This window comes from Nocardia sp. NPDC003183, from assembly GCF_053590715.1.
Genome location: NZ_JBSFTG010000007.1, coordinates 16,734 through 37,691, shown reverse-complemented (window position 1 = coordinate 37,691; position 20,958 = coordinate 16,734). Strand labels below are relative to the sequence as shown.

Genomic DNA, 20,958 nt, shown 5'->3' with positions numbered 1-20,958 from the left:
ATGGCGGTGGGGCCTACGCGCCCGGGTAGTTCATGTAGAACGGCTCCCACTGGTGGCCGTCGGGGTCGAGGAAGGTGCGGCCGTGCATGCCGACCTGGGCCTCCTGGGCGCGCTTGTCCTCGTTGGTCTGCTCGGTGGCGCCCGCGGCGACTGCGGCGCCGGTCAGCGCGTCGACCTCCTCGGCGCTGGCCAGCGACAGCGCGTACCCGGCGGCGGCGGTGTTGATGGTGTCGGCGATCGGACGCGTGCTGAAGGTCGAGAAGAACGGCTTGGTCAGCAGCATCAGGCAGATGTTGTCGTCGATGACGATGCACGACGCGTTCTGATCGGTGAAATCCTCGTTGACCTTCCAGCCCAGCGCCTCGTAGAAGCTCTTCGAGCGGTCGAGGTCGGCGACGGGGAGGTTGATGAAGATCATCTTGTTGCTCATGGGATTCAGCCTTTCGGGGCGTCGTTGCGGTCTCGAACATGTAGACGTGGCGGTCGACGCGGATTCATCGCAGCGGCGCGAAGTTCGCGAAATCGCGATAGTCCGTTTTCGCCTCTGTCGGCTGTCGGACCCCTGTGGCATCGTGAAACTATGAGCGACGCCACAACCGCCACCACCGGCCCCGATCCCGCTGTACTCGCCGAATTCGAGACGCATCGGCGCGAGTTGTGCGCGTATGCCTACCGGATGCTCGGGTCCTCTTTCGAGGCCGAAGACGCAGTGCAGGAAACCTTTACCCGCGCCTGGCGCTCCTACGATTCCTTCGAGGGCCGCGCGAGCCTGCGCTCGTGGCTCTACAAGATCGCCACCAATATCTGTCTGGACATGCTCGACCGTCCCCAGAGTCGTGCCAGACCGATGGATCTCAACGGGCCGGGCCGCCCGGATTCACCGCTGCCCATGCCCCAGCCCGACTACGTGTGGATCGAGCCGATCCCGAACGCGCTGGCCTTCGGCGCAGACCCGGCCGACCACGCCTCCACCAGGGACACGCTGCGCCTGGCCTTCGTCGCGGCCTGCCAGCACCTGCCCGCCACTCAGCGCGCGATCCTGATCATGCGTGAGGTGCTGCGCTTCTCCGCGGGTGAGACCGCCGAGGCGCTGATGATGTCGCCGGCGTCGGTGAACAGCGCGCTGCAGCGGGCCAGGGCCACCATGTCGAAGGTGCAGCCGACCGTGTCCGACAGCTTCGACGAGACCGATCCGGATCAGCGCAAACTGATCGACGATTTCGTCAAGGCGTTCGAGGCCTACGACATGGACGCGCTCACCACCCTGCTCAAAGCCGATGTGGCGCTGTCGATGCCGCCGTTCGATCTCTGGATCTCGGGCCCGGAGAACGTGGCCGCGTTCATGCTCAGCACGGGCAGCGCGTGCCGCAATTCGCGGATGGTGCCGCTGGTCGGCGCCAACGGTTCGCCCGCCTTCGGCCACTACAAGCCGAGCGAGGAGCCCGGCGTCTGGGTGCCGTGGTCGATCACGGTGCTCGAACTCGAGGGCGACACCATCGCCGGCCTCAACTTCTTCCTCGACACCCAGCGCCTGTTCCCGCTCTTCGGGCTCGAGCCGGAGTGGCGCGAGCCCGTCTGAGCGGGAACGAAATTCAGAGCAGGCGGCGCTTGTACAGCTTCCCGTTGGGATCGCGGGGCAGCTCCGCACGGTATTCCACCGTGCGGGGCAGCTTGTACTTCGCGAGCTGGCTCGCGGCGAATTCGAGGATGTCGGTGGTGAGTTCGTCGCTGCCCTCGGTGCCGGGCACCGGTTGCACGAACGCCTTCACCTGCTGACCCCAATCCGGGTCGGGCACACCGAGAACCGCCACATCGGCGATCTTCGGGTGGCTCATCAGCACGCCCTCGATCTCGGCCGGGTAGATGTTCACCCCACCGGACAGGATCAGATCCGAACGCCGGTCGCAGAGGAACAGATAACCGTCGGCGTCGAAGTAGCCGATGTCGCCGACGGTGAACATCTCACCGACGCGCGACTCCTCGGTCTTCTCCTTGGCCTTGTGGTACTCGAAGCTGGATGCGCCCATCTTCATGTAGATCAGGCCCTCTTTGCCCGCGGGCAGTTCGGTGCCGTCCTGCTCGTCGAGCACCTTCACCACCGACCACGGCCACGCCTTGCCCACCGAGCCCGGCTTTTCCAGCCACTCGGCGCCGGTGATCACCGTGCCGCCGCCTTCGGTCGCGGCGTAGTACTCGGTGACGACCGGTCCCCACCACTCGAGCATGCGTCGCTTGGTGTCCGGCGGGCACGGCGCCGCACCGTGGATCATGCTGCGCAGCGAGGACATGTCGTAGCGGGCCCGCACCTCGTCGGGCAGGGCCAGCAGCCGGTTGAACTGGGTGGGCACCATGTGACTGTGGGTGACCTTGTACTTCTCGATCAGCGCGAGCATGCCCTCGGCGTCCCAGCGATCCATCAGCACGAGCTTGTGCCCCATCTGGATCGAGATCGTCGAGTTGTTCAGCACGGCCGTGTGATAGAGCGGCGAACCGCAGATGTGCACGTGATCGTCGTAGGGACCGAGGCCGAACAGGCTGAAGTAGGCCTGGTTCGCCGCGGGAACGACATCGGGATCCGCGCCGGTCAGCGGGCGGCGAACGCCCTTGGGCCGACCGGTGGTGCCCGAGGTGTAGAGCATCGGCGCGCCGATGGACCGCTCGTCCGGACGACCGGTGTCGGCGGCGCCGAGCCAGGACACCGGCCGGAAGCCGGGGATGGTGCCCGCCGAGAAACGGGCGTCGGCGGACAGTTCCGCGAGGTCGGCGGCCTCGGCCGCGGTGTCGGCGAACCGCTCGCTGGCCAGGAACGCCGACGCCTCGCTGTCGCCGAGGATGTAGGCGATCTCCGGCGCGGTGAGGTGCCAGTTCACCGCGACGATATAGAAACCGGCTTGGTAGGCGGCGAAGTACGCGGCGATGGCCTCGACCCCGTTGTGCAGCATGCTGACCACCACGTCGCCGGTGCGCAATCCGATGCCGCGTAGCCCGTTGGCGTACCGGTTGGCGAGGGTGGCCAATTCTCGATAGCTGATCTCTCTACCGTCCGGGTCGACGAGGGCGATCCGTTCGGGATCGGCCTCGGCGATATTCCACAGTCCGAGGACTTCCGTTGTCTGCTGGCTCACCCCTCGAATTTAGAACGTGTTCTACATGGTGACAAGGGGTTGGAGCCGACGCATTTGTTCGGCATCCGAGACCGAGATCAGCATCATCGTCACGCCCGCGTCCTCCCATTCCTTCAACCGGGAGCGGACATGGGCCTCGTCGCCGAAGATCGCGGTGTCGGTGATCAGCTCGTCGGGCACCGCCGCCGCGGCCTCGGCCTTGCGTCCCGCCTGGAACAGTGCGGAGATCTCGTCGACCTCGGCGGCGTAGCCCATCCGCTTGTACACCTGAGCGTGGAAGTTCAGCTCGGGCGCGCCCATGCCGCCGATGTAGAGCGCGCTCACCCAGCGCATCCGCTCGATCTCGCCGGCCGGATCGTCGGTGATCACCACCTGCGCACTCGCCGCGATCTCGAAGTCGTCGCGCGAACGGCGCGCGCCCGGCCGCGCGAAGCCCTCGTCGAGCCACTCGTTGTACATCCCGGCCAGTCGGGGCGCGTAGTAGATCGCGAGCCAGCCGTCGGCGATCTCAGCGGTCTGTGCGACGTTCTTCGGACCCTCCGCACCCAGCCAGATCGGCAGATCGGCGCGCAGCGGATGCACGATCGGCTTGAGCGGTTTGCCGAGCCCGGTCGCTGCGGGACCTGTGTAGGGCAGGCCGTAGTGCTTGCCGTCCGACGTCACCGGCGCCTCGCGGGCCAGCACCTTGCGCACGATGTCGACGTACTCGCGCGTGCGCCGCAGCGGCTGCGCGAAGGGCTGTCCGTACCAGCCCTCCACCACCTGCGGTCCGGAGACGCCGAGGCCGAGAACGGCCCGGCCGCCGCTGAGGTGATCCAGCGTGAGCGCGTGCATCGCGGCCGCCGCGGGAGTGCGGGCCGACATTTGCGCGACCGAGGTGCCCAGCCGCACACGCTCGGTGGACGACCCCCACCAGGCCAGCGGGGTGAAGGCGTCCGAGCCCCACGACTCGGCCGCGAACACCGCGTCGAAGCCGGTTTCCTCGGCCGCGACCACCAGCTCGCCTGCGTTGGCGGGCGGCTGCGCGCCCCAGTATCCGAGTTGCAATCCGAATTTCATGATCGGCGCCCTTTCGGCGAATCCTTGCGAGCAGAATAAGAACCTGTTCTACTCGATATCGTGACCCAGGGGAATACCGCAGTGGAAGTATTGAGTGCACCCCTGAGGGTGCGATTCGACTACACCAGGTCCGTCGGACCCATCATCGGCGCATTTCTGACCGGACTGCGCGAACGCCGGATACTCGGCGCGCGCGGCAGCGACGGGCGAATACTCGTGCCACCGCCCGAATACGATCCACACACCAGCGCGGCGCTGGCCGAACTGGTCGAGGTCGCGGCGACCGGCACCGTCACGTCCTGGACGTGGGTGTCCGAGCCGTTGCCCGGCCAGCCGTTCGACCGACCGTTCGCATGGGCGCTGATCCAGCTCGACGGCGCCGACACGGCGTTGCTGCATGCCCTGGACGTGACCGACCCAGGACAACTCAGCACCGGAATGCGGGTCAGTGCCCGCTGGGCCGACGAGCGTTCCGGCCGCATCCAGGACATCGCCTGCTTCGAACCCGGCGAGCGCACCAGCCCCGCCGACTACTCCGAACAAACACCGATCACCATCCTGACCACGCCCGTCGACCTCGACTACAAGCACACGGCCTCTCCGCAGGAGAGCGTCTATCTGCGCGGGCTGGCCGAAGGCAAGCTCATCGGCGGCCGCTCCGAAGCGGGCGGTCGGGTGTACTTCCCGCCGCGCGGCGCCAACCCGACCGACGGCAGACCCACCGACGATCTGGTCGAGCTGTCCGACAAGGGCACGGTGACCACCTTCTGCATCGTCAACGTGCCGTTCCTCGGCCAGCGGATCAAGCCGCCGTACGTGGCCGCCTATGTGCTCCTCGACGGCGCCGACATCCCGGTCCTGCACCTGATCCTCGGCTGCGAGGCCGACGAGGTGCGGATGGGCATGCAGGTCGAGGCGGTGTGGAAACCCCGCGAGGAGTGGGGCCACACGCTGGCCAATATCGACCACTTCCGGCCCACCGGGGAGCCCGACGCTCCCTACGAGTCCTACCAGCACCACCTCTAGAGAGGCGACGTTGACCACATCAGCATCCTCCGGCAGCGACGCGAGCCTGCCCGAGATCGCGGTGGTGGGCTTCGCCCACGCACCACACGTACCCGAAACCCACGGCACCACCAACGGCGTCGAGATGCTCGTGCCGTGCTTCCAGCAGCTCTACGCCGATCTCGGCATCACCAAGTCCGATATCGACTTCTGGTGCTCGGGGTCCTCCGACTTCCTCGCCGGACGCGCGTTCTCGTTCATCTCGGCGATCGATGCGATCGGCGCCGTCCCGCCGATCAACGAATCGCACGTGGAGATGGACGCCGCGTGGGCCCTCTACGAAGCGTGGGTGAAGCTGCGTTCCGGACAGGCGCAGACCGCACTCGTGTACGGCTTCGGCAAGTCGTCGGCAGGCACGCTGCGCCAGGTGCTGACCATGCAGCTCGACCCCTACCTGGTCGCACCGATGTGGCCCGACGCGGTCTCGATCGCGGGTCTGCAGGCACGTGCCGGCCTGGACTCCGGCCGGTGGACCGAGCAGGACATGGCGGCGGTCGCGGGCGGTGACCTCGGCGCACCCTACGTAGCCGACCCGCTGCGCGCCCACGACATCGCGCCGATCACCGACGGCGCGGCCGCGATCGTGCTCGCGGTCGGCGACCGTGCGCGCGAGCTCTGCGAGCGGCCCGCGTGGATCACCGGAATCGCGCACAACATCGACGCCCAGGCGCTCGGCGGTCGCGACCTGACCCGCTCCCCCTCCACCACCAAGGCGGCCGCGGTGGCGACCGGCGGCAACACCACCTTCGACGTCGCCGAGCTGCACGCGCCGTTCAGTCACCAGCAGTTGATCCTCGCGGAAGCGATCGGGCTGTCCGCGGACACCCGGATCAATCCCTCCGGCGGCGCCCTCGCCGCCAATCCGATGTTCGCCGCGGGTCTCGAACGAATCGGCAGCGCCGCCCAAGCCATCATGTCCGGCACCGCGAACCGGACCCTCGCTCATGCGACCAGCGGCCCTGCGCTGCAACAGAATCTGGTCGCCGTCATGGAGGTCAAGTGAGCTTCCCCGCAGCGGTGCTCGGCACCGGCCAAACCCATCACGTGACAAAACGTACGGACGTGTCCATGTCGGGCATGTGTCGTGAGGCCATCGATCGCGCACTCGATGACGCGGGTCTGACCATCGCCGACATCGACGCTGTCGTCGTCGGCAAGGCCCCCGACTTCTTCGAGGGCGTCATGATGCCCGAGCTGTACATGGCCGAGGCGCTCGGTGCGGCGGGCAAGCCGTTGATCCGCGTGCACACCGCGGGCTCGGTCGGCGGCTCGACCGGCGTCGTCGCCGCCAACCTGGTGCAGGGTGGGGTGCACAAGCGCGTCCTCGCCATCGCCTGGGAGAAGCAGTCGGAGTCGAATGCCATGTGGGCGTTGTCGATTCCGGTGCCGTTCACCATGCCGGTCGGCGCGGGCGCGGGCGGCTACTTCGCCCCCCACGTGCGCTCCTACATCCGTCGCTCGAACGCGCCACTGCACATCGGCGCGATGGTGGCGGTGAAGGATCGACGCAACGGCGCGAAGAACCCGCTCGCACACCTGCATCAGCCCGACATCACCCTCGAGTCGGTGCTGGCCTCCCAAATGCTCTGGGATCCCATCCGTTTCGACGAGACCTGCCCGTCGTCGGACGGCGCGTGCGCCGTGGTGATCGGCGATGCCGAGGCCGCCGCGGTGGTCGAAGCCGAGGGCAAGAAGGTGGCCTGGGTACACGGCACCGCGATGCGCACCGAGCCGACCACCTTCTCCGGTCGCGACCAGGTGAATCCGCAGGCGGGCCGGGACGCGGCCACGGCCCTGTGGAAATCGGCCGGGATCACCGATCCCCTGGAAGAGATCGACGTCGCCGAGATCTACGTGCCGTTCTCCTGGTTCGAGCCGATGTGGCTCGAGAATCTCGGCTTCGCGGCCGAGGGCGACGGCTGGAAGCTCACCGACAAGGGTGAGACGGAGATCGGCGGGCGCATTCCGGTGAACCCGTCGGGCGGCGTCCTCTCGTCCAACCCGATCGGCGCCTCCGGCCTGATCCGGTTCGCCGAAGCGGCCAAGCAGGTGATGGGCCGCGCGGGCGCGTACCAGGTGCCGAACGCGCGCAAGGCCCTCGGTCATGCGTACGGCGGTGGCTCCCAGTACTTTTCGATGTGGGTCGTGGGAAGCGAGCGTCCGGCATGAAATTCACCCTCGGTGTCGCACTGAGCCCCTTGGATCAGCTCACCGAGCTGGCCAAGACGGCCGAAGAATGCGGGTTCACCTCCATCGGCCTGCCCGATTCGCTGTTCTACATGAAGTCACAGGCCGCCGACTACCCGTACACCCCGGACGGCAGCCGCTTCTGGGGGCCGGAGACTCCGTGGGTGGATCCGCTGATCGCCGCCGCGTCCATGGCCGCGGTCACCACGAACCTGCGCTTCTACACCAATGTCCTCAAGCTCGGCTCGCGCAATCCGCTGCTGCTGGCCCGACAGGTCGGCTCGATCGCCAACCTGTCGGGCAACCGGTTCGGGTTCGGCGTCGGGATCGGCTGGGCACCTGAGGAATTCGAATGGTGCGGTGTCCCGTACGCGCGTCGCGGCGCCAGAGTCGACGAGATGATCGAGGTCATCCGGCTCGTCCTCGACGGCGGCATGGTCGAATTCCACGGCGAGTTCTTCGATTTCGACCAGTTGCAGATGAGCCCGGCGCCGAGCGAGCGGGTGCCGTTCTACATCGGCGGGCACACCGGCCCGGCGCTGCGCCGGGCCGCCCGCATCGGTGACGGCTGGACCTCGGCGATGATGAAGTTCGACGACCTGGTCACCACCATCGGCACGCTGCGCGATCTGCGTGCCGAATACGGCCGGTCCGAGGAGCCCTTCGAGATCCAGTCCGTCTGCATCGACAAGTTCGGCCGCGACGGCTATCAGGACCTGGCCGACGCGGGCGTCACCGACAACATCGTGGTGCCGTGGCTGGCCGACGGCATCGGGTTCGACGGCGAACTGGCGGCCAAGCAGGACTCGCTGCGCAAGTTCGCCGAGAAGTACATCGCCGACCCCATCATCGCGAAGGTGCAGCCATGACCACCATCGAACGCACCGCCCGTGCCGCGGGCCTGGCATCTCAGGCCGCGGTCAGGGCGAAGGACCGGGCGGCCTGGGTCGCCCTGTTCGCCGAGGACGGCATCGTCGAAGATCCCGTCGGTCCTTCGGGTTTCGATCCGGAGGGCGTCGGCCACCGCGGCCACGAGGCCATCGGCGCCTTCTGGGACAAGGCCATCGCCCTGACCGAATCCATCGAATTCCGCTTCGAGGACTCCTTCGCCTGCGGGAACGAAATCGCCTTCACCGGCCTGATCCGCACCACCATGGCCGGCCACGTCATCGACGCCGAGGGCGTGTTCACCTACAAGGTCGATGCCGACGGGAAGATCGCCGCTTTGCGCGCGTTCTGGGAAGTGGACCGCGCGGTCGCGACCACGCGTCCCGTCGTCTAGCAGTAAACGCGAGAACAGCCCGGGACCTTTCGGTCTCGGGCTGTTCTCGTTGTCAGCGACTCAGTGCGCGACGGGGCAGCCGGCGGGCTTGTAATCGACCGGCAGCTCCTTGATCCCATTGAGCCAACCCGAACGCAGCCGCTTCGGATCACCGATTTGCGTGATATCGGGCAGATGATCAGCAATCGCGTTGAAGATCAGATCGACCTCGAGCCGAGCCAGGTTCGCGCCGACGCAGAAGTGGGCGCCGGTGCCGCCGAAGGCCAGGTGCTGGTTGTCGGCGCGGGTGATGTCGAACGTCTCCGGGTTCTCGAACACGTCCTCGTCGAAGTTTGCCGAGCGGTACAGCATCACGAGCCGCTGGCCCTTCTTGATCTGCACGCCGCCGAGTTCGGTGTCCTCGAGCGCGGTGCGCTGGAAGGAGGTCACCGGGGTGGCCCAGCGGATGATCTCGTCCGCCGCGGTGGCGGGGCGCTCCTTCTTGAACAACTCCCACTGGTCGGGGTTCTCCATGAAGGCGATCATGCCGTGGGTGATGGCGTTGCGGGTCGTCTCGTTGCCGGCGACGGCCAGAACGATCACGAAGAAGCCGAATTCCTCCGGCGTGAGGTGCTCGCCGTCGACGTCGGCCTCGATCAGCGTGGTCACCAGATCGTCGGCCGGACAGGCCTTCCTGGCTTCGGCCATCTGGTAGGCGTAGCCGAGGATCTCCATCGACGCGGCGACCGGATCGGCGGTGCTGTCGGGATCGTCGTAGCTGGTCATGTCGTTGGACCAGTCGAAGACCTTCATCCGGTCCTCCTGCGGCACACCGATCAGTTCGGCGATCGCCTGCAGCGGCAGCTCACACGCCACCTGGGTGACGAAGTCACCGCTGCCGGACTCGAGGGCTCGCTTCACAATGCCCTCGGCACGGGCCGAGAGTTCGGCGCGCAGGCCGTTGATCGCGCGCGGGGTGAAGCCCTTGGCGATCAACTTGCGCAACTTGGTGTGCTCGGGGGCGTCCTTGTTCAACAGGACGAAGCGCTGCAGTTCGATCTGCTCGCGCTGGATGTCGTCGTTGAAGCGCGGGATCGCGGTGTTCTCGAAGGTGGAGAACACATCGCTGCGGCGCGACACCTCTTTGACGTCGGCGTGCTTACTCACCACCCAGAAGCCGTCGTCATGGAACCCGCCCACCTCGGGCGACTGCGGGTTCCACCAGATCGGGGCCGTACGACGCAGTTCGGCGAACTCCTCGGCCGGAATCCGCTCGGCGTAGATCGCCGGGTCGGTAACGTCGAACCCGTCCGGCAGGTTCGGCCGGGCACCCGTCACGGGGCCGGCGTGTGCGGTGCTCGGATCTACCACCAGATGTCTCCTTCGACAAACTGAAACACGTTCTATAATCATTCAAGCATAGCGGTCGCCGCGACGGAAGAACCTCGCGGTTTTACCCTGAGCTCAAGATCAGAACCTGTTGCAGTTATAAGGGAGAATCACATGGGCACACCCGTGATCGTCGAGGCCGTGCGGACCCCCATCGGCAAACGTCGAGGGCAACTTTCGGGACTGCACGCCGCCGAATTGCTCGGCCTGGCCCAGCGCGGACTACTCGACCGGGCGGGTCTCGACCCGGCCGAGGTCGAGCAGGTGATCGGCGGCTGCGTCACCCAGGCGGGCGAGCAATCCAACAACGTCACCCGCGTCGCCTGGCTGCACGCGGGCCTGCCGTGGCAGACCGGCGCGACCACGATCGACGCCCAGTGCGGCTCGGCCCAGCAGGCCAACCACCTCATCGCGGGCCTCATCGCCACCGGCGCGATCGACGTCGGCGTCGCGTGCGGCGTCGAGGCGATGAGCCGGGTGCCGCTCGGCGCCAATGTCGGCACCGAGGCGGGGCCGCGACGGCCCGCGTCGTGGTCGATCGATCTGCCCGACCAGTTCGGCGCCGCCGAGCGCATCGCCCGCAGGCGCGGGATCACCCGGTCCGATATCGACGAATTCGGTTTGCGCTCCCAGCAATTGGCGGCCAAGGCGTGGGCCGAGGGCCGCTACGACCGCGAGGTACTTCCGGTCTCGGCGCCGGTACTCGATGGCGAGGGCGTGGCCACCGGCGAAAAGGTGGAGGTCGCCCGCGACCAGGGCCTGCGGGCGACCACCCGCGAAGGGCTGGCGGCGCTGAAACCGGTCGTGGCCGACGGCATCCACACCGCGGGCACCTCGTCGCAGATCTCCGACGGCGCCGCCGCCGTGCTGCTGATGGACGAAACCGTCGCGCGCCGAAAGGGTTTGCGTCCGCGCGCCCGGATTCACACCCAGGTACTCGTCGGCGCCGAACCGGAGTTCCATCTGGACGGTCCGGTGCAGGCGTGCACCCGACTGCTCGAGCGCTCCGGAATGACGATTGGCGATATCGATCTATTCGAGATCAACGAAGCATTCGCGTCGGTCGCACTTTCGTGGGCTGCCGTACATCAACCTGACATGGAACGGGTAAATGTCAACGGCGGCGCGATCGCAATCGGGCATCCTGTGGGCTCTACCGGCTCCCGATTGATCACGACCGCGTTACACGAACTCGAACGCACAGGTCAGGGCACTGCCATGGTGCTGATGTGCGCCGGCGGCGCACTGGCGACGGGCACCATCATCGAGCGCCTGTAGACTGGCCCTTACCGAAACCGGGCGCCCAGGTTGAACATTCATCCCAGGGCGCCCGGAACGTGTCGTACGCCACAAAGTCACGGGGGGCAGGGGGATCATGAGATGTCAGCTATCTTTGGGCTATCATGAGGGCATGGTGGAAGAACCCCGCGACGGGCACGAACCCGGGCACCCCAGCGCTCCACAAGAGTCGTTGGCGCGACCCGCAAACGCGACCGCCGCCGCCCCTGCACGCAGGTGAGCGTCGGAAATCGTAGAGAAATCCCCAATCAGGCGTAGGTTTTCAGTTACTGAGCCGCTAATATCAATGATACGTATCCGAGATAACGACTGTTAGTACAGTGAAGGGAATTGGGCGGCTCACAATGGCTGATTTCGCGGCGCGGCTGAACAAGCTGTTCGAAACCGTGCATCCCCCGGGGCGCAAGCCGCACACCAACGCAGAGGTTGCGGCTGCGCTGACTGCCTCCGGGCATCCGATCTCGAAGCCGTATCTCTCGCAGTTGCGGTCGGGACAACGAACGAATCCGTCCGACGAGACGGTGGCCGCCCTGGCGAAGTTCTTCAAGGTCAAGCCTGACTACTTCTTCAACGATATCTACGCGGCCAAGATCGATCACGACCTGGAGCTGCTCGCGCAGCTGCAGGGTTATGGACTTCGTCGACTGTCGAGTAGGGCATTCGACCTGTCCGAAGAATCACAGAATCTGCTCACCTCGATGGCGGAGAAGCTACGGGCCAGCGAAGGCTTGCCCGAAATTCCTCCGGACGGAACAGAATAGGATCCACGCAGCGGCCGGCCTGACGCACCTGATGGTGTCCTGGGTACGGCCGTAAATAGGTCGGATACGCAGACAACGGGCCTGAGACGGTGTAAATCACCAGCTCAGGCCCGTTTTCTGCGTATCCGACCTAGGTCGAGGAAGCGGCGTTCTGCGGTGCCGTCTTCGCGTCGGCCACCGCGTACTCGTACTGATTCGACAGCGCCAGCACCCAGCCGCGGGGGCTGATGCCGGGCGGCGGTGCGATCCATCGCGCGTCGACGAACAAGTCCCCCAACGGATTTCGCGCCCACTCGGCCACCACCGCGGCCCGTTGCGGCACCGAACTCGGCGGCTCACCGGCCGCCGGGATCACGATGCCGCTGCCGGAGAGCAGATACAGCGCGTCCATCACCTGTGCCATGTGATCGGAAGCCTTGAGCTGGGCCGAGGTGGCGTTCTGTTCGGGCGCGACCACCTCGGGGAACCGGCCGACCATCAACTGGTGCAGCGGACGGATCTTGCGCAGCAGGAGCTTGGCCCGCCACCACAGCTCGATCACGATCGACACGGCACCGAGCGCGATCAGCAGCGCCGCGATCTCCCACGCGGCCCAGCCCCACAGCGGTTCGTTGGGCGGCGTCGGCGCGGCATTCTGGAACGCGCGGCCCACATTGGCGACCGCGAGCACCGCGACCATCGCGGTGCCCGTGATGTAGATGGCGATGCCACGACCGAGGATCGTCCAGTCCAGGTTGCGCAGACCGGTGGTGACGATGAACACCGCGCCGAGCGCGACGGCGATCCAGCCGAAGGTGAACGACCACGCCAGGGTGATCGCGATGGCCACCGCGCCGACGCCGTACACGACCATCGCGACCTGGCGCAGGTTGCGCCGCGAGACCACCGGCCACGCCGCCGAGGCCACCACCGAGGTGGCCGTGGTGAACAGGATCCAGGCGGAGATCACGAGACCGGTGGACAGCCAGCCGCTGTGCACACCGCCCTTCATCAGGTTGTCGATGGCAACAGCCATCTCGGGTATGGCGACGGTGACCGCGAGTGCCACGGCGGCGACCGCGACGACGATGGCCACGCGGGCGGTCGTCGCGGGCTTCACCAGCACGCGACCCACTCGCGCACCCGCGGCAACCCAGACCAGCAGGGCTGTCAACCAGAGTGTCATCCGAGTGCCTCATCGAATCGAAGGACCGAGACGCCTGCGCCCCGGTTGCTGAATACGCGCAGGCGCGTCATGAGCATGGCCGCGAAGGTCTCGGCTTCCCATTCGGCGAGATCGTCGGCGCCGTCGTCGACGATCTGCGCGTGGGCGCGCTGGCTGAGCATGTAGGCGATCAGATCGTCGCTGACCTCGAGGGTCGTCTCCACCGCGGGCGCGCCCTCGTGGTCGAAGACGATGTGGCCGAGTTCGTGGGCGAGGGTGTGATCGCGACTCGGGAGAGCGTCGGCGAGCACGATGATGTCGCGTTCGGGGTAGAACCGGCGCTGACCGCACACGCCGGGGCCGAGGTTCGCGCTGGTGATCTCGATTTCGCGTTTGCGCTCCAGCGAGATGGCATGGACCACCTCGTCGAGGCTGGTGGCGTCGGAGTCGGCGGCCACCGCGCACACCGCGTCGACGGCGGCGGCGACGCGGCGATAGGACCGGGAGGTGCTCTGGGTCTTGCTCTTACTCATCGAAGATCCCCTCACGACCTCGGTCCGAAGAACTCGGCACGCGCCGCGTTCACCCGCGCTTGGGCTGCCGCGGCACCTTGGAAACTCACTGCGCCCGAACCGGTTCCGGCCAGTGTGAGCGCTATCAGGCCGCCGATCACCGACAGGAGTTCGGGTTCGGGCAGGCCGCTGTTGTCACTGGTCGGCTTGAACTCGTGGTTCGGCTTGGCCGCCGGTGCCGGTGCCGCCGCGGCGGGTGGTGCGGCGGGGGCCGGAGCCTCGGCCGCCGGTGGTGCGGCGGCTGGAATGGGTACTGCCACAGCGATATTCGGGACACCGGGGACCGCGGGAGTGGGTGGGATCGCGATCGACGGAAGCGCCGGAACGGCCGGGACCGAAGGGATCGGGATCAGCAACAACAGCAGGGGCGAGGCCGAGCCGACCGCCGCCGAACCGACAGCGGCGGAACCGACAGCGGCCGAGCCCGCACCCGCGGAACCTACTGCGGCGGAACCGGCGGCAGCGGAACCCACTGCGGCAGAACCTGTTCCGAGGACAGCAGAGCCCGCGCCGAGGGCGGCCGAACCGGTACCCGCGGCGGCCGAGCCGACTGCGGCCGAGCCGGTACCGAGTACCGCCGCGGCACCGGCCGAACCCGTGCCGAGTACCGCCGCGGCACCGGCCGAACCCGTGCCGAGCACTGCGGCGGCGCCTGCCGAGCCGGTGCCGAGGACGGCGGCCACGCCAGCGGAACCGGTACCGAGAACCACCCCGAGACCTGCCGAACCGGTACCGAGCAGCACTCCGAGCCCCGCGGAACCGGTACCGAGGACCACGCCCGCGGCGGCCGAACCCGCGCCTGCCGCGGCCGAACCCGCGGCGGCCGATCCGGAGAGCGGGCCCGCGACTTCTTTCTTGGGAACGTCAGCGCTGGACTGGCCGGGGATGGTGAGCGGGGTCCATTCGCCTTCACCGGCGACCGGGGCGCCCGCCTGCGGAGCAACCGGGTCGGTACCGGGAGCCGGGTTGGTCGCCTGACCGTTGCCGTTGCCTTGGTTCTGCCCCTGACCGGGCAGGCTGAGCTCATCGGGCTTGGGAGTCGGAGTGCTCTGACCGCCGTTGCCACCGCTGCCGTTGCCCTGCCCCGAGCTTCCGCTGCCGGGGGCCTGCGCGGCAGGCGTCGGCGGCTTTTCCGGGGCGGCCATGGCGACCGCGGGCCCTAACAACGCACAGCCGGCCAGCACACTCGCAGCGGCAAACACGCGCAACATGCGACCAATGGCCATGCGCTAGATCATCCCCTTAGTTATTCAGCGCAGAATTACCCCCGGTCGCGACACATTCCGGGATCGACGAACAGTAGCCCATAGTAAACCCACGGTCCCGGGACCGCAGAAGAGAGCAAGAGTCGTCCAGCCCCCTGGACGTGTGTGACATGCCATAAGTGCAGGCCGGGGACATTTCCCCGGCCGCACGCCTCAAAGTTTGCTATGCACCGTACACAGGCTCCGGCGGGGTGCTCTTCTCGATCAGTTCCTTGACAACCGGACCCAGTTCGGCGGGGTTCCAGCGAGCGCCGCGATCGACCGGAGTGCCGTGCATCCAGCCCTGCGCCAGCGCCACCTTTCCGCCTTCCACCTCGAACATCCGGCCGGTCACCCCGGCGGATTCGGTGCTGCCGAGCCACACCACCAGCGGTGAGACGTTCTCCGGAGCCATCGCGTCGAAGCCCGCATCGGGGGCGGACATGGTGTCGGCGAAGACCGTCTCGGTCATCCGGGTGCGGGCGGCGGGAGCGATGGCGTTCACGGTCACGCCGTAGCGCCCGAACTCGGCCGACGCGGTCAGTGTGAGACCCGCGATACCCGCCTTGGCGGCGCCGTAGTTGCCCTGGCCGACGCTGCCCTGCAGACCGGCGCCGGAGCTGGTGTTGATCACGCGGGCGTCCACCGGGCGGCCCGCCTTCGACTCGCCCCGCCAGTACTCGGCCGCGTGCCGCATGGTGGCGAAGTGGCCCTTGAGGTGCACGCGTACGACAGCGTCCCACTCGTCCTCGCCGAGGTTCACCAGCATGCGGTCACGCACGAAGCCCGCGTTGTTGACCAGCACGTCGAGGCCGCCGAAGGTGTCGACGGCCTGACGGATCAGGCGGCGGGCGCCTTCCCAGTCGGCGACGTCGTCGTAGTTGGCGACGGCCTCGCCACCGGCCGCGACGATCTCGTCGACGACCTGCTGAGCGGGGGTTTCCGTGGTGGCTGCGCCGTCGAGCGCGGTGCCGACATCGTTGACCACCACGCGGGCGCCCGCCGCGGCGAAGGCCAGGGCGTGGGCGCGGCCGATTCCGCGGCCTGCGCCGGTGACGATTACGATGCGGCCTGCGCAGATCACCTGGTCAGTCATGTGTAGCTCCTGTGTTTATTGGCGGCTGGCGCCGCGGGATTTTCGGCCCTGAGGGCCTCACATCCGAAGGGCGATACTGCGCCTTCGGCGTTCCGTCTCGCCCTTCGGATGCGAGGCGGCCGAAAATCGTGGTGGTTGGGTTGGGTGGGTGGCGTTGGTTGCGGCAGGTGGGGAATGTTCAGTCGCTGGACGGGATGACTACTGCGGGTTCGCATCGGCGGCTAGTTGTTCGTGTTGGCGGCGTCCAGGAAGGCGGGGCGTTCGCCGCCGCCGTGGACGAGCAGGGCGGCGCCGCTGATGTGGGCGGCCAGGGGGGAGGCCAGGAACAGCGCGGCGTTGCCGACGTCGGCGGGGTTGGCCAGGCGGCCGAGGGGGACGGTCTTCGCGACGGCGGCGACTCCGTCGGCGTCGCCATAGTGCAGGTGGCTGAGTTCGGTTTCCACCGGACCGACGACGACGGAGTTGAGCCGGACCTTCGGGGCCCATTCGACGGCCAGTGAGGAGACCAGGTTGTCCAGGCCCGCCTTGGCCGCGCCGTAGGCGGCGGTGCCGGGTGAGGGGCGGTGGCCGCTGACGCTGGTGATCATCACGATCGAGCCGCCCGCGTCCTGCTTCTGCATCAACGCGTTCGCCTGCTGCGAGATCAGCAGCGGCGCGAGGAGGTTCAGCTCCACGATCTTGGCGTGGAATTTGGGGCTCGCGGCGTCGGCCATCGCGAACGGCGCACCACCCGCGTTGTTCACCACATGGTCGATCCGGCCGTGCCTGGCGACGATCTCGGCGAACATCGCCGGCACCGCGTCGACATCGCGCACATCGCAGGTGAGGTGTTCGGTGCCGCGGTCCCCTACCGTGATCGGCTCGTCGGCCGGTCTGCGTGCGCAGGTCAGCACCGTCGCGCCCGCGGCGAGGAAGGCCCGGCTGATTCCGGCGCCGACACCTCGGACGCCACCCGTCACCAGAACGATCTGCTCGGAAAGGTCGATTTCTACAGCCACCGTGTTAACCTACCAAGCAATTGCTTGCTTTGTCTCGGGTTCGCCGGGGCGCGCACGAGGAGACATCGCGATGGGGATAAACCGTCACACCGAAGCCGACGGGGTAGAGGTCGTCACAGTCGACTACCCGCCGGTCAACGCCCTGCCCTCGGACGGCTGGTTCGCACTGGCCGACGCCGTCCGGGCAGCGGGCCGCAACCAGGAGACCCGGGTGGTCGTGCTGCGCGCGGAGGGCCGCGGGTTCAACGCGGGCGTCGACATCAAGGAGATGAACGCCGACGTCGGCCATACCGCGCTGATCCGCGCCAACCACGGCTGTTTCGACGCCTTCGCCGCGGTCTACGACTGCGAGGTGCCCGTGGTCACCGCAGTGAACGGCTTCTGCCTCGGCGGCGGCATCGGCCTGGTCGGCAACTCCGACGTCATCGTCGCCTCCGACGACGCCACCTTCGGCCTGCCCGAAGTGGACCGTGGCGCGCTCGGCGCCGCCACGCACCTGTCCCGGCTGGTCCCCCAGCACCTGATGCGCACCATGTTCTACACCGCGGGCAAGCTCACCGCCCAGCAGCTGCACCACTTCGGCTCGGTGTACAAGGTGGTGCCGCGCGCCGAACTCGACGCCGCCGCGATGGACGTGGCGAAGAACATCGCGAACAAGGACGGCCGCGTGATCCGCGCCGCCAAACGCGCGCTCAACGGCATCGACGTGCAGGACGTGCACCGTTCCTACCGCTACGAGCAGGGCTTCACGATGGAGCTCAACCTCGCCGGTGTCGCCGACGAGATCAGGGCGCGCTTCGACGACGATCTCGCCGCGCAGAAGAAGGAGAGCTGAAAGCCATGCGCGACAAGAGAATGACCCTCGACGAGGTGGTCGGTGAGCTGCGCAGCGGCATGACCATCGGGATCGGCGGCTGGGGTTCACGACGCAAGCCGATGGCGCTGGTGCGCGCCCTGCTGCGCTCCGACGTCACCGACCTGACCGTGGTCACCTACGGCGGCCCCGACCTGGGTCTGCTGTGTTCGGCGGGCAAGGTCCGCAAGGCGTACTACGGATTCGTGTCGCTGGATTCGGCGCCGTTCTACGACCCGTGGTTCGCGAAGGCGCGCACCGAGGGCGCGATCACCGTGCGCGAGATGGACGAGGGGATGGTGAAGTGCGGGCTGCAAGCGGCCGCCGCGCGACTGCCCTTCCTGCCGATCCGGGCCGGGCTCGGATCGGCGGTGCTCGACTTCTGGGAGGGCGAGCTGAAGACCGTCGCGTCGCCGTATCCCGCCGCCGACGGTCGCGTCGAGACCCTGGTCGCGATGCCGGCGTTGAATCTCGACGCGTCGTTCGTGCACCTGGATCTGGCCGACAAGCACGGCAACGCCGCCTACACGGGCGTCGACCCGTACTTCGACGATCTGTACTGCCTGGCGGCGGAGCGTCGCTACGTCTCGGTGGATCGCATCGTCGAGACCGAGGAACTGGTGAAAGCCGTTCCGCAACAGTCGATCATCCTCAACCGCATGCTGGTCGACGGTGTGGTGGAGTCACCCGGTGGCGCGCACTTCACCTTCTCCGGCAGCTACGGGCGCGACGAGAAGTTTCAGAAGCACTATGTGGCGGCCGCGAAGACGCCGGAGTCGTGGGCCGAGTTCAAGGCCCGCTACCTGGATGTCTCCGAAGAGGAATACCAGTCCGCGGTAGCCGCGTTCGCTGAGGAGCAGAAGCTATGACAATTACTCGTGCTGAGGTCTGCGTCGTCGCCGCCGCGGAGATCTTCCGCGGGGCCGGTGAGATCATGGCCAGCCCGATGTCGACAGTCACCACCATCGGCGCCCGGCTGGCCCGGCTCACCTTCGAACCCGACCTGCTGCTGTCCGACGGCGAGGCGCTGTTCTTCGCCGAGGTACCGGCGATCGGGGCCAAAGCCCCTGTCGAGGGCTGGATTCCGTTCTCCCGGGTGTTCGACGTGGTCGCCTCGGGCCGTCGCCATGTGGTGATGGGCGCCAACCAGATCGACCGGTTCGGCAACCAGAACCTGTCGGCCTTCGGTCCGCTCCAGCAGCCGACCAGGCAGATGTTCGGTGTGCGTGGCGCGCCAGGCAACACCATCAACCACGCGACCAGCTACTTCGTGCCCCGCCACAACAACCGGGTGTTCGTCGAGAAGGTCGACATCATCTCCGGAATCGGTTACGACAGAATCGATCCCGAGAATCCCGCGTACCGCTTCCATCATCTGCACCGGGTGGTGACCAACCTGGGCGTGTTCGACTTCAACGGTCCCGACCACACCCTGCGCGCGCTGTCGCTGCACCCGGGCGTGAGCGCGGCCGAGGTCGCGGAGAACACCTCCTTCGAGATCGCCGAGCTGGGTTCGGCAGGCGAGACCAGGCTGCCGACCGAGGAAGAGCTGCGGATCATCCGAACCGTGCTCGATCCCAAGGGTTTCCGGGAGAAGGAAGTAGCGGCATGAGCGCGCGCTTGCGGACTCCGCTGACCGAGCTGGTCGGCATCGAGCACCCGGTCGTACAGACCGGCATGGGTTGGGTCGCCGGCCCCCGACTGGTCGCGGCCACCGCCAACGCGGGCGGACTCGGCATTCTCGCCTCGGCGACGATGACGTTCGAGGAGCTCGAGGCGGCGGTCGCCAAGACCAAGTCGCTCACCGACAAACCCTTCGGCGTGAACATCCGCGCCGACGCCACCGACGCGGGCGAGCGCATCGAGCTGCTCATCCGCGAGCAGGTACGCGTCGCGTCCTTCGCGCTCGCGCCGAAGAAGGAACTCATCGCCCGGCTCAAAGACGCCGGTGTCGTGGTAGTTCCGTCGATCGGTGCCGCCAAGCACGCGGTGAAGGTGGCGTCCTGGGGCGCCGACGCGGTGATCGTGCAGGGCGGTGAGGGCGGTGGGCACACCGGCCCGGTCGCCACCACGCTGCTGCTGCCGTCGGTGCTCGACGCGGTCGATATCCCGGTGATCGCGGCGGGTGGCTTCTTCGACGGTCGCGGCCTGGCCGCCGCGCTGTCCTACGGCGCGGCCGGTGTCGCGATGGGCACCCGCTTCCTGCTCACCCAGGAGAGCACCGTTCCCGAGGCCGTGAAGCAGGAGTACCTGGCGCGCGGCCTCGGGGACACGGTGGTGTCGGTGAAGGTCGACGGCATGCCGCATCGGATGCTCAACACCGAACTGGTGACCAAGCTCGAGCACTCCGGCGGCTGGCGCGGCCTGTCGGCGGCGGTGTCGAACGCGGCCAAGTTCAAGAGCATGACCGGCATGAAATGGTCGACGCTGATGCGTGACGGTCTGGCCATGCGAAAGACCAAGGACCTCAGCTGGTCTCAGGTCGTGATGGCGGCGAACTCGGCGATGCTGACCAAGGCCGGTCTCGTCGAGGGTCGCACCGACGCGGGCGTGCTGCCCGCGGGCCAGGTCACCGGCATCATCGACAGCCTGCCGACGGTGGCGGAGCTGATCGACGGGATCGTCGCCGACGCCATCGTCCGGATCGAGGCGGTCTCGGCGCTCACCGTCGAGTCCGCCGCCGAAGCCCACTGACCCGGAGCCGTACCCGGCTCCCGCCACGAACTCGCCCCGATCGACGGCCCTGAGCCAACCGTCGGTCCCACGGGGGCGATCGAGCACCGGACCCGATGCCGCACTCACGAGGTGCGCATCGGGTCCGGTGCATTTTCGGTTCAGGGCGTCTCGTGGTCGCGACACGCGCTCGAACCCGCTCCCGACGGTGCCCGGTCGCCTAAAGTTTGCC

General features: G+C 67.6%; 21 protein-coding genes. 12 read left to right on the top strand and 9 right to left on the bottom strand.

The features are described from left to right. Positions 1–13: 13 nt before the first annotated feature. Positions 14–430, bottom strand: a complete 417-nt coding sequence (locus tag ACWDXS_RS21310) for a VOC family protein (protein ID WP_449968013.1) — start codon at positions 428–430, stop codon at positions 14–16. A 150-nt stretch (positions 431–580) separates the two neighbouring features. On the opposite strand from ACWDXS_RS21310, the gene ACWDXS_RS21305 reads away from it, so the two are divergent. Further along, positions 581–1,579: a sigma-70 family RNA polymerase sigma factor gene (locus ACWDXS_RS21305; RefSeq protein ID WP_378990649.1), complete on the top strand. Its 999-nt coding sequence runs from the start codon at positions 581–583 to the stop codon at positions 1,577–1,579. A 13-nt stretch (positions 1,580–1,592) separates the two neighbouring features. On the opposite strand, the gene ACWDXS_RS21300 is transcribed toward ACWDXS_RS21305, so the two are convergent. Next, the gene (locus ACWDXS_RS21300; protein ID WP_378631673.1) at positions 1,593–3,125 is read right to left on the bottom strand and encodes an acyl-CoA synthetase; all 1,533 of its coding nucleotides are present in this window, start codon (positions 3,123–3,125) and stop codon (positions 1,593–1,595) included. 21 nt (positions 3,126–3,146) lie between these two features. Then, positions 3,147–4,184: an LLM class F420-dependent oxidoreductase gene (locus ACWDXS_RS21295; RefSeq protein WP_378658154.1), complete on the bottom strand. Its 1,038-nt coding sequence runs from the start codon at positions 4,182–4,184 to the stop codon at positions 3,147–3,149. Positions 4,185–4,244: 60 nt separating this feature from the next. On the opposite strand from ACWDXS_RS21295, the gene ACWDXS_RS21290 reads away from it, so the two are divergent. From ACWDXS_RS21290 to ACWDXS_RS21270, 5 genes are read left to right on the top strand one after another with little or no spacing between them, the layout of a single operon-like run. Beyond that, complete coding sequence (locus tag ACWDXS_RS21290; RefSeq protein WP_379313560.1) at positions 4,245–5,210, top strand: Zn-ribbon domain-containing OB-fold protein; 966 nt, start codon at positions 4,245–4,247, stop codon at positions 5,208–5,210. Positions 5,211–5,256: 46 nt separating this feature from the next. Beyond that, entirely contained in the window at positions 5,257–6,252 is a 996-nt protein-coding gene (locus ACWDXS_RS21285; RefSeq protein WP_378632448.1) for a thiolase domain-containing protein, read from the top strand. Continuing rightward, positions 6,249–7,418 (top strand): thiolase domain-containing protein, encoded by a 1,170-nt coding sequence (locus ACWDXS_RS21280; protein WP_378631669.1) that lies wholly within the window; start codon positions 6,249–6,251, stop codon positions 7,416–7,418. The genes ACWDXS_RS21285 and ACWDXS_RS21280 overlap by 4 nt, the downstream gene beginning before the upstream one ends. Then, positions 7,415–8,305 (top strand): TIGR03619 family F420-dependent LLM class oxidoreductase, encoded by an 891-nt coding sequence (locus ACWDXS_RS21275; protein ID WP_449968007.1) that lies wholly within the window; start codon positions 7,415–7,417, stop codon positions 8,303–8,305. The genes ACWDXS_RS21280 and ACWDXS_RS21275 overlap by 4 nt, the downstream gene beginning before the upstream one ends. Then, entirely contained in the window at positions 8,302–8,718 is a 417-nt protein-coding gene (locus tag ACWDXS_RS21270) for a nuclear transport factor 2 family protein (protein ID WP_378990652.1), read from the top strand. The genes ACWDXS_RS21275 and ACWDXS_RS21270 overlap by 4 nt, the downstream gene beginning before the upstream one ends. Positions 8,719–8,778: 60 nt before the next feature. On the opposite strand, the gene ACWDXS_RS21265 is transcribed toward ACWDXS_RS21270, so the two are convergent. Further along, positions 8,779–10,068, bottom strand: a complete 1,290-nt coding sequence (locus ACWDXS_RS21265; protein ID WP_378990654.1) for a cytochrome P450 — start codon at positions 10,066–10,068, stop codon at positions 8,779–8,781. Between the two features lie 132 nt (positions 10,069–10,200). Between ACWDXS_RS21265 and ACWDXS_RS21260 the strand changes: the two genes are divergently transcribed. Together ACWDXS_RS21260 and ACWDXS_RS21255 are read left to right on the top strand one after the other, a co-directional pair. Continuing rightward, positions 10,201–11,364, top strand: coding sequence for a steroid 3-ketoacyl-CoA thiolase (locus tag ACWDXS_RS21260; protein WP_378990655.1), 1,164 nt, complete (start codon positions 10,201–10,203; stop codon positions 11,362–11,364). Between the two features lie 365 nt (positions 11,365–11,729). Beyond that, complete coding sequence (locus ACWDXS_RS21255) at positions 11,730–12,146, top strand: helix-turn-helix domain-containing protein (RefSeq protein ID WP_019044759.1); 417 nt, start codon at positions 11,730–11,732, stop codon at positions 12,144–12,146. Positions 12,147–12,276: 130 nt separating this feature from the next. Here the strand turns inward: ACWDXS_RS21255 and ACWDXS_RS21250 are convergent, their stop codons facing one another. From ACWDXS_RS21250 to ACWDXS_RS21230, 5 genes are all read right to left on the bottom strand, one after another. Further along, positions 12,277–13,311, bottom strand: coding sequence for a hypothetical protein (locus ACWDXS_RS21250; RefSeq protein WP_387446265.1), 1,035 nt, complete (start codon positions 13,309–13,311; stop codon positions 12,277–12,279). Continuing rightward, the gene (locus ACWDXS_RS21245; protein ID WP_378631659.1) at positions 13,308–13,823 is read right to left on the bottom strand and encodes an ImmA/IrrE family metallo-endopeptidase; all 516 of its coding nucleotides are present in this window, start codon (positions 13,821–13,823) and stop codon (positions 13,308–13,310) included. Before ACWDXS_RS21245 ends, ACWDXS_RS21250 begins: the two co-directional genes overlap by 4 nt. 11 nt (positions 13,824–13,834) lie before the next feature. Continuing rightward, positions 13,835–15,088, bottom strand: coding sequence for a hypothetical protein (locus ACWDXS_RS21240; protein WP_387446264.1), 1,254 nt, complete (start codon positions 15,086–15,088; stop codon positions 13,835–13,837). Positions 15,089–15,290: 202 nt separating this feature from the next. Further along, the gene (locus ACWDXS_RS21235) at positions 15,291–16,202 is read right to left on the bottom strand and encodes an SDR family oxidoreductase (RefSeq protein ID WP_449968000.1); all 912 of its coding nucleotides are present in this window, start codon (positions 16,200–16,202) and stop codon (positions 15,291–15,293) included. Positions 16,203–16,423: 221 nt separating this feature from the next. Next, on the bottom strand, positions 16,424–17,200 hold the full coding sequence (locus ACWDXS_RS21230) for an SDR family oxidoreductase (protein ID WP_379314553.1): 777 nt from the start codon (positions 17,198–17,200) through the stop codon (positions 16,424–16,426). Positions 17,201–17,270: 70 nt separating this feature from the next. Here ACWDXS_RS21230 and ACWDXS_RS21225 point away from each other — a divergent pair, with 70 nt between their 5' ends. From ACWDXS_RS21225 to ACWDXS_RS21210, 4 genes are read left to right on the top strand one after another with little or no spacing between them, the layout of a single operon-like run. Continuing rightward, the gene (locus ACWDXS_RS21225) at positions 17,271–18,035 is read left to right on the top strand and encodes an enoyl-CoA hydratase family protein (protein WP_056818882.1); all 765 of its coding nucleotides are present in this window, start codon (positions 17,271–17,273) and stop codon (positions 18,033–18,035) included. Then, the gene (locus tag ACWDXS_RS21220; RefSeq protein WP_266297857.1) at positions 18,032–18,922 is read left to right on the top strand and encodes a CoA transferase subunit A; all 891 of its coding nucleotides are present in this window, start codon (positions 18,032–18,034) and stop codon (positions 18,920–18,922) included. The genes ACWDXS_RS21225 and ACWDXS_RS21220 overlap by 4 nt, the downstream gene beginning before the upstream one ends. Further along, entirely contained in the window at positions 18,919–19,665 is a 747-nt protein-coding gene (locus ACWDXS_RS21215) for a CoA-transferase subunit beta (RefSeq protein WP_378990661.1), read from the top strand. The genes ACWDXS_RS21220 and ACWDXS_RS21215 overlap by 4 nt, the downstream gene beginning before the upstream one ends. Further along, the gene (locus ACWDXS_RS21210) at positions 19,662–20,747 is read left to right on the top strand and encodes an NAD(P)H-dependent flavin oxidoreductase (protein ID WP_378990662.1); all 1,086 of its coding nucleotides are present in this window, start codon (positions 19,662–19,664) and stop codon (positions 20,745–20,747) included. The genes ACWDXS_RS21215 and ACWDXS_RS21210 overlap by 4 nt, the downstream gene beginning before the upstream one ends. Positions 20,748–20,958 lie beyond the last annotated feature (211 nt).

Coding starts and splice junctions, on each gene's coding strand:
- ACWDXS_RS21310 (WP_449968013.1), bottom strand. CDS start 430: ATGAGCAACAAGATGATCTTCATCAACCTCCCCGTCGCCGACCTCGAC.
- ACWDXS_RS21305 (WP_378990649.1), top strand. CDS start 581: ATGAGCGACGCCACAACCGCCACCACCGGCCCCGATCCCGCTGTACTC.
- ACWDXS_RS21295 (WP_378658154.1), bottom strand. CDS start 4,184: ATGAAATTCGGATTGCAACTCGGATACTGGGGCGCGCAGCCGCCCGCC.
- ACWDXS_RS21275 (WP_449968007.1), top strand. CDS start 7,415: ATGAAATTCACCCTCGGTGTCGCACTGAGCCCCTTGGATCAGCTCACC.
- ACWDXS_RS21270 (WP_378990652.1), top strand. CDS start 8,302: ATGACCACCATCGAACGCACCGCCCGTGCCGCGGGCCTGGCATCTCAG.
- ACWDXS_RS21260 (WP_378990655.1), top strand. CDS start 10,201: ATGGGCACACCCGTGATCGTCGAGGCCGTGCGGACCCCCATCGGCAAA.
- ACWDXS_RS21255 (WP_019044759.1), top strand. CDS start 11,730: ATGGCTGATTTCGCGGCGCGGCTGAACAAGCTGTTCGAAACCGTGCAT.
- ACWDXS_RS21250 (WP_387446265.1), bottom strand. CDS start 13,311: ATGACACTCTGGTTGACAGCCCTGCTGGTCTGGGTTGCCGCGGGTGCG.
- ACWDXS_RS21245 (WP_378631659.1), bottom strand. CDS start 13,823: ATGAGTAAGAGCAAGACCCAGAGCACCTCCCGGTCCTATCGCCGCGTC.
- ACWDXS_RS21240 (WP_387446264.1), bottom strand. CDS start 15,088: ATGGCCATTGGTCGCATGTTGCGCGTGTTTGCCGCTGCGAGTGTGCTG.
- ACWDXS_RS21235 (WP_449968000.1), bottom strand. CDS start 16,202: ATGACTGACCAGGTGATCTGCGCAGGCCGCATCGTAATCGTCACCGGC.
- ACWDXS_RS21225 (WP_056818882.1), top strand. CDS start 17,271: ATGGGGATAAACCGTCACACCGAAGCCGACGGGGTAGAGGTCGTCACA.
- ACWDXS_RS21215 (WP_378990661.1), top strand. CDS start 18,919: ATGACAATTACTCGTGCTGAGGTCTGCGTCGTCGCCGCCGCGGAGATC.
- ACWDXS_RS21210 (WP_378990662.1), top strand. CDS start 19,662: ATGAGCGCGCGCTTGCGGACTCCGCTGACCGAGCTGGTCGGCATCGAG.